8 protein-coding genes are annotated in these 12,505 nt (G+C 62.6%); 2 read left to right on the forward strand and 6 right to left on the reverse strand.

Annotated elements, in window-relative coordinates; translation table 11 throughout:
* Window positions 1-63 precede the first annotated feature (63 nt).
* The 5 genes from QZ497_RS20180 to QZ497_RS20200 all read right to left on the reverse strand — a co-directional run bounded on the left by QZ497_RS20180 (window position 64) and on the right by QZ497_RS20200 (window position 10,488).
* Window positions 64-1,014, reverse strand: coding sequence for a sulfotransferase family protein (locus QZ497_RS20180; RefSeq protein WP_295478682.1), 951 nt, complete (start codon window positions 1,012-1,014; stop codon window positions 64-66).
* Window positions 1,002-1,814, reverse strand: coding sequence for an aspartyl/asparaginyl beta-hydroxylase domain-containing protein (locus QZ497_RS20185; RefSeq protein WP_295478685.1), 813 nt, complete (start codon window positions 1,812-1,814; stop codon window positions 1,002-1,004). The genes QZ497_RS20180 and QZ497_RS20185 overlap by 13 nt, the downstream gene beginning before the upstream one ends.
* On the reverse strand, window positions 1,811-3,331 hold the full coding sequence (locus QZ497_RS20190) for a TolC family protein (protein WP_295478687.1): 1,521 nt from the start codon (window positions 3,329-3,331) through the stop codon (window positions 1,811-1,813). Before QZ497_RS20190 ends, QZ497_RS20185 begins: the two co-directional genes overlap by 4 nt.
* A 76-nt stretch (window positions 3,332-3,407) precedes the next feature.
* The gene (locus QZ497_RS20195) at window positions 3,408-9,509 is read right to left on the reverse strand and encodes an Ig-like domain-containing protein (RefSeq protein WP_295478799.1); all 6,102 of its coding nucleotides are present in this window, start codon (window positions 9,507-9,509) and stop codon (window positions 3,408-3,410) included.
* Window positions 9,510-9,651: 142 nt separating this feature from the next.
* A complete protein-coding gene (locus QZ497_RS20200) occupies window positions 9,652-10,488 on the reverse strand; it encodes a sulfotransferase (RefSeq protein WP_295478690.1) in 837 nt (278 codons plus the stop codon).
* Between the two features lie 378 nt (window positions 10,489-10,866).
* Here QZ497_RS20200 and QZ497_RS20205 point away from each other — a divergent pair, with 378 nt between their 5' ends.
* A complete protein-coding gene (locus tag QZ497_RS20205) occupies window positions 10,867-11,460 on the forward strand; it encodes a tail fiber protein (protein ID WP_295478693.1) in 594 nt (197 codons plus the stop codon).
* Window positions 11,461-11,512: 52 nt separating this feature from the next.
* Entirely contained in the window at window positions 11,513-11,824 is a 312-nt protein-coding gene (locus QZ497_RS20210; protein ID WP_295478696.1) for a hypothetical protein, read from the forward strand.
* Here QZ497_RS20210 and QZ497_RS20215 read toward each other — a convergent pair whose 3' ends face one another.
* Window positions 11,825-12,340 carry a GNAT family N-acetyltransferase gene (locus QZ497_RS20215; protein WP_295478699.1) on the reverse strand — a complete coding sequence of 172 codons (516 nt, stop codon included), beginning with the start codon at window positions 12,338-12,340 and terminating at the stop codon, window positions 11,825-11,827.
* Window positions 12,341-12,505: the final 165 nt, after the last annotated feature.

A 12,505-nucleotide genomic window follows, 5' to 3' on the forward strand; every position in this document is an offset into this window, starting at 1 on the left:
GTCACCTTAGAAGCCGCCGGGCCAGGCATCAATCAAGCTGAGCGGCGGATCGTTACGCTGAAGTTAATGGTCAGGAGCCCGTCCGCGTCCAAGCTGCTGCAGGCCGCTGTAGGCCGCCCGCGCCCAATGCTCGACCCTGGCCTTGAGCAGCTCGCTGGCCTCCTCCTGCTTGTGCTGACTGTCGCCCACGAACACCTGCGCGGGCTGCTTGGCATGCTGTCGGCTCGCCGCCCGGGCCGTCTCGCGGTCCTGCGCCGTGAGGCCCAGCAAGTCGCCCAGCGGGCCGTGCATGGCTTCAAGCACATCGCGATAGTCGAGCGCCCAGCCGCCGGCCCTCCGGCATTGCTCCAGCCCCAGCGCCAGCGTGCGCCCCACCCGCCCGGCGATGAAATCCTCGCGGCAGGCCGGGTCATGAGCGGGGTCGTCCAGGCAACTGGCACCAATCATGCCAGGCACCATGTGCATGCCGGGGGCACGCCGATGCGACACGGCGATTTCCAGCGGGTCGCGGTAGATGAACAGCCATGGCACCTGGGGAAACACCTCGCGCATCAGCGGCAGTTCACCGATGTTCCAGGCATCGTGCTTGATCACCAGCGCCCGCTCGGTGCCTCGGCGAGCCTGACCATAGGCCGCCAGCAGCCCGCGCAAGGCCGCTTGCCGCAGCACCGGTGCCATGTTCGCACGCAGCAGCGTGTCGACAGGCGGTGCCTCGGAAATGACGATGAACGCGTCGAGACAGGCCAGCATCTGGCACACCAGGGTCGAGCCACAGCGCGATGCATGGTGGATGAAGGCGACCGGTTGAATATCCGCCACTGGCCACTCACACAGCACCTGCAGCGGCGTTTGCCGACGCAAGGCCTGGTTGAACGGCAAGCGCAGCGCCTGTTCCACGGCATCGCGAAAGAACGGTTGCTCCAGAGGCTGCTGGCCAAACCAGCACCAGTCCACCCACCACTGGCCGTCCTGCTGCCAGATCCGAATGGGCAGCCAGCCTTTCAGGCTGTCCATTGCTGGCTCCAGCTTCTGCGCCCTTCGCGCATGGCTGCGCGCACATCGCCAGCACCAAAGCTCAGGCCCTGAGCACGACCCAGCTCGACCAGCTGGGTGACGAACGCCTCGGCCTCGGTGATGGCCTGCAAGGGTTCACACAGATGGGGTTGGGCATGCAGCAGCGAGCGCAAGGTAGCGAAGTCACGCGCCGCGCGGCCAATGCCCGGCGCAGGAGTGGTGTCCAGCCCCGCCTGAATCTGTCGCTCCAGCCAGTCACCTGGTCGGCAATCGAGCACCAGGTGCACCCGCGCCGCCGTGCCCCAGTTATCGACGCTGTGTGGCCTGGCCAGGTCGAGAAACCACAGCTCGCCGGCGCGCATGGGCACGCGATGGGTCTGCAGCATGAAATCCACCTCATCCGAGCTGACCAGGGGGATGTGCAAGCGGCGGTCGGCCTCCGGGCCGTCGAGATCGTAGTCACGGTGCGGGTGGATCTTGCTGCCTGGCCCCAGGCGCAGCAGTCGGGCGCTGCGAATGTCCAGGTCGAGGTATGCCAGTGCCTTGGCCCAGCGCGGATCTCGGCACCAGGCGTCGCGCTCGACGGTTTCACCCGTGCCCAGCGCCAGTTCGACCCGCTCGTTGGCGGGGGCCAGAAGCGTTACGCCGGACCACTCGCCTTCGTAGTAGCCCGTATTGAAGTGCGCCTTCCAGGCCGCTGCCTCGATACGGGCCAAGGCCTGCAACAGCAACCCGAGGTCGACTGTCGCAGGCAGGCGGGAGAACAGCGGCAGCTCGGCCCGATACCGGGCGTCTGTCACTTGGCCGCAGGCGCCTTGGGCGACTGGGCGGCAGCGATGTCACCGGCGGCCCATTTCGACTCCTGGCTGGCCAGCGCACCGGCGATGGCCTGCACTTCGGTGGAGGACAGCTGGGCGGGCAGCGGGTCGAGACCGGCACTGGCGAAGATCTGCCCGTAGGCGTTACGCAGGTCGGCATAGGCCAGGTCGCGACGCAGGTCGGCCTGCAAGGTGTTCAGCTCGCCCTGGATCAACTCCAGCTCGCCAATCCCGGCAGCCTGGTGACGGCTGCGCAGTTGGCCGACGATCTGACCGTCGATGTTCGCCAATTGCTGGCTGGTCTTGAACTGGCGCAGGGCTTCCTGATAGTTGGCCTTGGCGACATACAGCTGGGCCAGCACCGCCACCGACATCGCCTGGCGACGCGCAGCAGCCACGTCTTCACCGGCCTTGGCCACGTCGATGGCGGCCGGGGCGGAGAGCACGTTGAACAGGTTCCAGGTCACCTTGACGCCGAAGTCTGCCCACTTGTCGTTGACCAGGAAGGAGTTGCTGTCGTAATGGCCGCCGGCCGAGAACTCCAGGCCAGGCAACAGGCGCAGCATGGCCTTGCGGGTTTCCGCCGCGCTGATGCGGGTCTGGTAGTCCTGCTCGCGCAGTTCCGGGCGGGTCGCCAGGGCTTCGTTTTCCAGCACACCCAGGTCGACCTTCAATTCCGGGATCGAATAGTCGTCGCTGGTGGCCAGGGTGAAGGAGGTACCCGGTGCCAGGTTGATCAGGGTGGCCAGCTCGGTCTTGGCCAGTGACAGCGCCTTGCGCTGCTCTTCCAGCTGCCGGGTGGCCTGGATCAGCGAGCGCTGGTAGCTCAGCGCCTGCACGGGATCGCCGATGCGCTGGTCGCTCATCCGCTGGCTGTTGTCGCGAGCCTGATCGACACGCGCCATGAGGCTGTCGATCTGCTTGAGCAGGCGCTCGGCAGCCACTGCGCGCCAGTAGGCAGAACGTACGTCCTGGACGATGGTATTGACCACCTTGCGCCGACGTTCCTGGACGATCAGGCGCTGGTCGCCCTGCTGTTTGGCACTGATGTAGCTGACGCCGAAGTCGAGTACGTTCCACACCATGGTCAGGTCCGCCACACGACGGTTGCGGTCCTGCGAGGTCGAGGGTTCGAGAGACTGGGTGCCGGTTTGCACACTCTCACTGCTGGACGCACTGACGTTGCTGCGCCCGGCATAGCCGGCCGACAGCGCCATGCGCGGCAGCATGTCGTAGCTGGCCAGGTCCAGCTGACGGTGCGCCAGGGCCTCTTCCATGACCTTCAAGCGCGCTTCAAGGTTGTACTTCACCGCACGGGCCATGGCCTGGTGCAGGGTCAGCGGGCCGTTCAGGGCCTCCTGGTCCTTGTACATTTCGTACAGATCGCTCTTGGCGCGCTGCTCACTGACGCTACGGTCGATGGGCTGGCTGGTGACTGCACAACCGCTGACGACCAGTGCCAGCAGGCTGACACTGAATAACTTCCTATTCCTACTCATCCTTTCGACCGCCCCTGAACTACCACGTATTTTTTGTAAAAGCTGCCTTGCGGCAGCAAGCATGCAGGCCCCGGCATCATGCCTGGACCTCTCTGAGCCCCATCTCGCCAAAAGCCATGGCCAGCTCTTGCAGATGCTGGTGCTCGGCGGCCTTGATTCGCTGCAGCTGTTGCTCAAGGGTCAGCGCCCCCAGGCTGGCCACCGGCTCGCCCGGCACGCCAGCCCCGCCGTTATCGCCGGAGAAAGCCGCCACAGCGCTGGTGTCCGGGGCACGCTCGCGCGAGAAGATCGAGGCGAAGGTACTGTTGCCGAAAATGCCACCCTCACCGCCGGCGAAGCCCAGGAAACCGCCCGCGCCGGCATGATTGGCGTTGTCGCCCGCGAACACCTGAGCCACATAGCTCGGCGCCAGGGCACCATTGCTGATAAAGATGTTGCCCACCGGAGGCAGCCCGTCCCCACTGGTACGCGACTCGAACAGTGGCGCGAAGCCCAGTGCCGGCCCCAAGGAACCGGTGGGCGGCGCGAAGACCGTCGGCTGCAACGGCTGGTTGGGCGTACTGGTGATGACCACGTTCGGCGTACTGACCAGGAACTCCGGGTCGACGGCAGGCGGCGTGACGGTCGGCGGCGTCGGCACGACCGGGGTCGGTGGCACCGGTGTCGGTGTGACGGGCGTTGGATCGACCGGCGTCGGCGGTGTCGGGTCCACGGGCGTCGGCGGCGTCGGGTCGACCGGTGTGGGCGGCGTCGGGTCCACCGGCGTCACCGGCGGCGTATTGATACCGACCGCATAATTGCCCGAACTGACGGTTCCGCTGCCGGGGTTACCGGCTGCATCAAGCACACCGCCGTAATTCAGCACCAGCGCGTTGGACGGGCTGTTGACGCCGGTGGTAGGGGTCAGGGTGGCCGTCCAGGTAATGCCACCGTCACTGCTGCTCAACGCGCTCAGCGTGCCGTTGGCCACGGTGACATTGGCATTGCCGAAGCCGGTGACCGGCTCGCTGAAGGTAATGGTGACCAGCGAAGTCTCGCCGGGCGCCAGGTCGTTGTCGGCCAGCACGATGGTCGCGGTCGGCGCCTTGGTATCGATCACATAGTTGTTCGAATCGGTGGTGCCGCTGCCTGGGTTACCCGAGGTCTGGCCCTGAACGCCAGCGTTGTTCAGGGTAATGACGTTGGTGGTGTCTTCGATGTTCGCTGTCGGGGTCAGAGTCGCCGTCCAGGTGATTCCACCATCGCTGCTGCTCACCGCGCTCAAGGTGCCGTTGGCCACGCTCAGGTCGGCGTTGGTGAAGCCGGTGACCGGCTCGCTGAAGGTGATGGTGACCAGCGACGTCCCGCCGCTGGCCAAGGCCGTGTCGGCCACCACGATGGTCGCGACCGGTTGGGTGGTGTCGATGCTGAAGTTTGGCGAGTTGGTCGTACCGACCCCGGCATTGCCTGCCAGGTCAGCCACCCCAGTATTGTCCAGGGTGATGAGGTTGGTAGCGTCGCTCACATTGACGTTCGGCGTATAGGTCGCGGTCCAGGTGATACCGCCATCGCTGCTGCTGAGCGCACTCAAGGTGCCGTTGGCTACGGTCAGGTCGGCATTGGTGAAACCGGTCACCGCCTCGCTGAAGGTGATGGTGACCACGGAGGTTTCACCCACCCCGAGCGCCGTATCCGACATCGCGATGGTGGCGGTCGGGCGTTGGGAATCGATGGCGTAGTTGTTCGACGTCGTGATGCCTGTGCCAACATTGCCCGCCGTGTCAGCCACACCGGAATTGTCCAGGGTGATGAGGTTGCTGGCGTTGGTGAGGTTGGTGGCTGGTGTGAGAGTTGCGGTCCAGACGATGTTATCGCTGGTCGTCAGGTTACTGAGGCTGCCGTTGCTCACGCTCAGATCGGCCAGCGAAAAGCCGCTCACCGCCTCGCTGAAGGTGATGGTCACCAGCGAGGTTTCGCCGATGGCCAGCGCATTGTCGGCCACCACGATGGTCGCGGTGGGGCGTTGGGTATCGATGGCGTAGTTGTTGGACAGTGTGGTGCCGCTGCCGGAGTTGCCCGTAGCGTTGGTGAACCCGGTGTTGTCCAGGGTGATCACGTTGGTCGCATCGGTCAGATTCGTGGTCGGCGTCAGGGTGGCCGTCCAGGTAATACCGCCGTCGCTGCTGCTGACAGCGCTGAGCGTGCCGTTGGCGATAGTCAGGTCGGCGTTGGTGAAGCCGGTCACCGCCTCGCTGAAGGTGATGGTCACCAGCGAGGTTTCGCCGATGGCCAGGGTGCTTTGGGCCACCACGATGGTCGCGGTCGGCTGGCGGGTATCGATGGTGAAGTTTGGCGAGTTGGTGGTACCGGTTCCGGTATTGCCCGCCAGGTCATTCACACCCGCGTTGTTCAGCGTGATCAGGTTGGAGCCGGCGTTCACATTGATGTTCGGCGTATAGGTCGCCGTCCAGGTGACGCCACCATCGCTGCTGCTGACAGCGCTCAAGGTGCCATTGGGGATCGTCAGGTCGGCATTGGTGAAACCGGTCACCGCTTCACTGAAGGTGATGGTCACCAAGGACGTTTCACCGACTGCCAGAGCGGTGTCCGACATGGCAATGCTCGCCGTCGGGCGTACGCTATCGATCGCGTAGTTGTTGGAGACGGTAGTACCGGTGCCGGCGTTGCCTGCGGTATCCGCCACCCCGCTATTGTCCAGGGTAATCACGTTGCTGGCGCTGGTGACGTTGCTGGTTGGCGTGAATGTCGCGGTCCAGGTGACGCCACCGTCACTGCTGCTCACCGCGCTGAGCGTGCCGTTGCTCACCGTCAGGTCGGCATTGCTGAAGCCGGTGACCGCCTCGCTGAAGGTGATGGTCACCGACGATGTCTCGCCAATGGCCAGCGCACTGTCGGCGACGACGATGGTCGCGGTGGGGCGCAAGGTGTCGACGGCATAGTTGCCAGATGAGGTGGAGCCGCCCCCCTGGTTGCCGTTGGCATAGGACAGCCCGGCCAGACTCAGCGTGACCACGTTGCTAGCGTCGCTTACATTGGCGGCCGGCGTGAAAGTCGCCGTCCAAGTGACACCACCGTCGGAGGTGGTGAAGCCGCTCAGGCTACCGCTTTGCGCCGTGACATTGGCATCGGTGAACCCGGTCACCGCCTCGGTGAAGGTGATGGTGACCTGCGAGGTTTCACCGATCTTCAAGGCCGTGTCCGAGAGCACCACGGTAGCGGTCGGACCGACGGTATTGATCGAGAAATTGTTCGATGTGGTGGTTCCAGCACCGGCGTTACCGGCCAGATCATTGACACCCGTGTTGTTCAGAGTAATCACGTTACTGGCGCCGGAGAAGTTGCTGTTCGGCGTATAGGTCGCCGTCCAGGTGATGCCGCCGTCGCTGCTGCTGACACTGCTCAGGCTGCCATTGGGCACTGTCAGGTCGGTGTTGGTGAAACCGCTCACCGCCTCGCTGAAAGTAATGGTGACCTGCGTGGTTTCACCGGCGGTCAGGTTGGCGTCGGCTACCACGATGGTCGCGGTAGGGCGCTGGGTGTCGATGGCGTAGTTGTTGGAATCGGTCGTGCCAGTGCCCGTGTTGCCTGCCGCGTCCGTATAGCCCGTGTTATCCAGGGTGATGACGTTGGTGCTGTCGGTGATGTTGGCCGAAGGCGTCAAGGTGGCAGTCCAGGTGATTCCGCCATTGCTGGACGCCAGATTGCTGAGGGTTCCGTTCGCCACCGTGAAGTCGGCGGCGGTCAAGCCGGTAACAGTTTCGCTGAAGGTGATGGTCACGATCGAAGTCTCACCAATCGCCAACGCCGTATCGGCGACCGTGATGGTGGCTGTAGGACGGACTGTATCGATGGCGTAGTTGTTCGAATTGACTGTTCCCGCCCCCGCATTACCCGCCAGATCCTGAACCCCGCTCATCGTGAGACTGATCTGGTTGGATGCACTGGTCAGACCGTTCTGAGGCGTGAGTGTAGCGGTCCAGGTCACGCCGCCATCACTGCTGCTGACATTGCTCAACGTGCCATTAGCTACCGTCAAGTCGGCGTTAGTGAATCCAGTTACCGCTTCACTGAAGGTAATGGTGACCAGCGATGTCTCACCCACCGCCAAGGCATTATCGGCAACTACGACAGTAGCCGTGGGCGGCACATTATCGATGACCGTGTAACTGTTGGAGGTCGCATTACCGGTACCGACGTTACCCGCCGAGTCCTGCACAGCTGAGCCCGCAAGCGTAATGGCACCGGAATTGGAGGGCGAGCTACCGGCTGTCAGGGTAGCCGTCCAGGTGATGTTGTCAGCCGTGCTGAGTCCGCTCAAAGTGCCATTGGGCGAATTGATTTCAGAGATGTCCAGACCAAAGACCCGCTCACTGAAGACGAACGTCACTGTGGTCGAGCTACCCGGTGTCAGCGATGTGTTGGCAATCGTGATTGAGTTGACCGTAGGCGCTATGACATCAGCGCCGTAGGTAGTGTTGAGCGTGCCACCGTCGTTGAAGATGTTATTGACGGCCGTTGGCGAAGTACCGTTCGTGCCACCGCTGGTTGCCTGGCCCCCCGCACCGCTGGCGCCAGTGTTACCCGTCATCGCTGTATTATTGGCCGCTGTGATGTTGAGCGTACCCTTGTTCCAGATAGCACCAACACCACGACCGCCGTTGCCGCCGATGGAGCCACCACCACCGCCGCCACCACCTGCAGCGATGTTGCTGCTGATGGTCGACGAACCAATGATCGCCAGGGTGCCGGTGCTGGCGTTGTAGATACCGCCAACGGCAGACCCGCCTCTGCCGCCATTTGCGTCGAAGCCCGAGCCGCCGCCACCGCCGCCGATGGTCCGTCCGCCTGAGGAGGCGGTGCCGCCGCCACCGCCATTGGTGTACCCATATGGTGCCCCTACGCCACCGGCGCCACCACCACTTGCCTGACCACCACGTCCACCAAAATAGATGGTGCTGAAAGCGGCACCATTACCACCCGTATTGGCAGAAGGTGACGACGGACTATAGGCACCGGCACCGCCACCAGAAGCACCGTTCTGACCACCGATACCGCCGCCACCGCCGCCGCCACCGCCAACGTTCGGCGACAGCACACCACCGCCGCCCCCACCGCCTGCCGCCGAGTTTGCAGTGACGGAAACGTTACGCAGCGTGAGGTTACCCGCATTATTGATACCTGCACCCAATGCATCGCTCGCCGCGATGGCCGAGCCACTTGAGCCACCCGCCGTACTGACCAGCCCCCGGGTGATAACCAGGCCGTCGAAGGTGGCCGTAGTACCGGAAGTGACCCGGATCACGCTCGTTTTGTTCTGACCGTCCAGCGTCACGTCAGCGACGCCGTCGTTGTTCAAGTCACCGTCGAGGGTGATGTTCTTGTTGACCACCAACTGAGCGTCGAGCAGGACGGTCATGCTGCCGGAGAAGGTCACGATGTCGCCGTTCTGGGCAGAAGCCAGGGCTGCACGCAAGGTGCCTGCGCCGGTATTGCTGGTAGAGGTGACGGTGAACGTCGCCAGCCCCCACTGATAGGAATCCCTCGCCTGCTGCGACAGCGCACTGACACTCTCGATGCTGCCAGTCGCGATTTCCAGGTCCCAGTCGCCCCCCACGCCCGTACGATTGCTCGACGCTGCGATGTCACGCCCAGTGAGTGCTGCCAGCGAGTCGACGAAACTCAACCCCAGCTCGCCTTCGGCGGTGTTGCAGGCATAGATGAGGATGTCACCACCGACGGCCATGTCGTTGCCGATTTCCGCCAGCAGCGCGCTGCGCTGCGCGATGTTGTCAGCCGACAGATAGCTGTTGCCCAACCACAGGTCACCCGAATTGCCGTGGGCGATGATCTGTACCGAGCTGAGGCCCTGATGGGTTTCCAGGTACTCGGCAATCTGCTGCAGGCCGTCACGGGTGGCATCGAGCTTCACGACCTGCGCACCCGGCGCCACGCCCACCAGCAGGCTGTCGGCATCCTTGACCCGCGAGTCGACGAACACCACGGTGCCGCTGGCATCCGCTGGTGTGGCGACGATGTCGGCTGTCGCGGCTTGCGCACGGGCGTCCGAGCTGTCGGCAGCGGCGGCGTGGTCGGCGGCCTTGGCGGCCTGCGCGGGGGCCTGGCTGTCGGCCTGGGCAGTGTCGGCGACGGTCGCGGCGACCGCGCCGTCGAACAGCATGCGCGGCTCCAGGAACATGATCATGGGGGACTGGGCTGATTGCTCAGCAGAAGGCTTCTGTGCAGCTGGCGAATTTCGCTTGTTCCACCACATGTTGCTCACCAGAGATCGAACGTTGTGACGCTGATAATGAAAGCTACGGTCAGTTGCCCGCAGCGTCGGACTTCATGCGAATGACATTGGCCGCGCTGGGCGAGCCGTCATTCCAGAACGACAGGTTGGAGTACTGCTCGAACAGGTCGGGCGGCAGGATGGTTTGCCGGGGCTCGAAGGCCACCCGTGGCTTGACCTTGTGCAGGCCGGAGACGCCCAGCGCATCGTCGAACTGCGGCGCGTCGTAGGACAGGTTGTCGAAGTCGTGCTCGAACCACGGCTCGCCGATGAACTGGTAGACCAGGCGCAACACTCGCTCGGGCGCCTGGCTCAGCAGGTCGTAGTCGATCAGCAGCAGCGAATTGGCATGCTCACCGTAATAGGCCTCTTTCAGCGAAGCCCAGGCAAAGCCGACCAGGCGATTGCGCTGCGCCAGGGTTTCCACGCGGCTGTAGACGGTGTTGCGCTCGGTGTCATCGACGAACAGCTTGGTGTTCTCGAACGGGTTCTTGCGATACACCCGCTCGATGCTGTCCATCACCCAGGCCACGTTGCGCACGCAGGCGATGACCTTGGCTTGCGGGAACATTTCCATCAGGGCAGGCAGGCGCGAGGTCCAGCCGCGGCTGGTGTCGAAGACTACCGCTTTGTCCGCCTTGTCGGCGTAATACGAATCGAAGATGCCCCGCAACAGGCGGCGACGCGCCGAGGTATCGATCATCGAAGAGAATTCGCTGCCAGCACTGCACTGGGCGAGCACCGAAGAAAACAGCGAAGCGACCGGGCTGCTCATACCGGCATGAAAGCGCGGGTTCTGCAACAGAATCGCAGAAAGCAGAGTCGAGCCCGCACGTGGCAAACCCGAAATAAAATTGAATTGCGTCATCCCGACCTCTTTGTAGCGATGCACTTTTCCATGTGTAACGAAGCTGAGCGTAACGCAAGCATGGCAGCACGCAAAGGAGCATCGGCAAAAGTTCCAGAACATTGAGTAGGAAAAAAACCGAAAAACCGATAAAGGGCGATAAAGCCCAGTGAATTCGAGCCTCGCCGGAAAAATTTCAGATGAGCGGTATTGAGAGAGTGACGAATCTTCAAGGTATCGAAAGAGCGTCATCAATTGCGATTAATGTTCTATTCGCGACAAGGCGCCAATGAAATCTACCAAGACGGTTGGCAATAGCTAAGCTCTGAGCTGACCTGTCAGCCATTACGGTGCCAGCTGACAGCTCGCCCCCATTAAAAAATGAAAGGAACAGGGATCATGGAAGTTTTCATGGGTTCGATCATGACGTTCGGCTTTCCCTTTGCGCCTACTGGCTGGGCGCAATGCAACGGCCAGACGATGAACATCAGCCAATACAACGCCTTGTACGCGTTGCTGGGCACCATTTATGGAGGCAATGGCACGCAGACCTTCATGCTGCCCAACCTCCAAGGCAGGATGCCGATAAACCAGGGCACCGGCCTCAACTTGACCAATCGCGTGATTGGCACGGCGTCGGGCGTTGAAAAGGCCACGGTTGCGATTACCAATATGCCGTCTCACGTACATCAGATGAGCACCCTGACCGCAACCACCACGATCAATCTGGCTGCACAGACGAACACTGCAAACTCCATCGCCCCTACCACTACCAATAGCTATATCGGAGGCTCTACAGCAGGTCCGACTTCCGCCAATATCTTTACGCCGGACTTGGGAACCACAGCACCCATCGTGCAGAAAGGTGTTTCCACAGCCATTAGCGGAACCATGCAGCCGGTCGGGGGCGGTCTCCCCCTCGACATCATGAACCCGTTCCTGGTGGTGAACTTCAGTATTGCTCTACAGGGCTATTTTCCTACTCGCAACTGATGCATTCGAGCCCAAGGAAGGGTTCTTCACTACCTATTGCAGGAGTTGTCAAATGCTGGAGAACGTCACTGCGGAACATTTCAGGGCTCTGGTCGGCAGCCTTGGCGTGCTGCAATTGAGCGATGGTAGCCGGTTGCCGATCACCATATCGGCCATCGAAGAGAAACCCCAGGCGCGCCTGGCCGATAAACAGCGTATGCCCTTCAACGTCAGTCTTGACGCGCTTGAGCCGAGCGACTTCGTGGATGGACTCTGCACCCTGCAGATTCCGGAATCGGCTCAGCTCGAAGCGCTGTTTGTTTCACGGGTCCCGCCCCTTGGCCGGGACCCGAACCTGGCCTACTACCACATCAGCTTCAACTGATCAGACCACAATGGCGCGCCGCTGCGGGTACCAGACCAACCGCTCGGCCGCCACATCCCGTTCCTCGACCTGAAACCCCAGCGCCAGGTAATGCTGGCGTGCATGGGGGTTGTTGGCCCATACCACCGTGGAAACCGGGCAGCGCACCTGCTCGGCGGCCTGCTGGACGCCCTGGAGCACCGTGCGGCCATGGCCCTGGCCGCGCGCGGCGGGAATGAACGCCAGGTACAGCACGCGAATCTCGTTCGGGCCGAAATCGGTCACCAAGGCGCCGATACAGGTGCCCAGCTTTTCCACCACATAGTGCATGGCCCCCGGAAAACCATTGCCGATGCCCTGCTCCTGTACATGGTGCTGCTGGTTGATGACCTGCTCGACGAACTCCTGTTCGCCGTCGATCCACTGCAAGTCCGGGCGCGCCGAATGGTAGAGCGTCTGCAAAAATAGCGCGTCGGCCTCCACGGCCGGCCGTACCAGCAGGTCACCGACGCTGCCGGAATGCTTGTTGGATTTCATTGGTTCGTCTCCCTGACCTTATTCCAATACTGTTCGATTAAGCGCTTTGCGCCTTTGAGGCTCGGTGGGAGCGGCTTCAGCCGCGAAAGCGCCAGGAAATTCAATGCATCTGCTGTGAACATGCGCTCGCTTCGCGGCTGAAGCCGCTACCCGGTCTGACTGCCC

The sequence above is a fragment of the uncultured Pseudomonas sp. genome, assembly GCF_913777995.1.
GTDB lineage: Bacteria > Pseudomonadota > Gammaproteobacteria > Pseudomonadales > Pseudomonadaceae > Aquipseudomonas.

Coding starts and splice junctions, on each gene's coding strand:
- QZ497_RS20180 (WP_295478682.1), bottom strand. CDS start 1,014: ATGGACAGCCTGAAAGGCTGGCTGCCCATTCGGATCTGGCAGCAGGAC.
- QZ497_RS20190 (WP_295478687.1), bottom strand. CDS start 3,331: ATGAGTAGGAATAGGAAGTTATTCAGTGTCAGCCTGCTGGCACTGGTC.
- QZ497_RS20195 (WP_295478799.1), bottom strand. CDS start 9,509: ATGCTGTTCGACGGCGCGGTCGCCGCGACCGTCGCCGACACTGCCCAG.
- QZ497_RS20200 (WP_295478690.1), bottom strand. CDS start 10,488: ATGACGCAATTCAATTTTATTTCGGGTTTGCCACGTGCGGGCTCGACT.
- QZ497_RS20205 (WP_295478693.1), top strand. CDS start 10,867: ATGGAAGTTTTCATGGGTTCGATCATGACGTTCGGCTTTCCCTTTGCG.
- QZ497_RS20210 (WP_295478696.1), top strand. CDS start 11,513: ATGCTGGAGAACGTCACTGCGGAACATTTCAGGGCTCTGGTCGGCAGC.
- QZ497_RS20215 (WP_295478699.1), bottom strand. CDS start 12,340: ATGAAATCCAACAAGCATTCCGGCAGCGTCGGTGACCTGCTGGTACGG.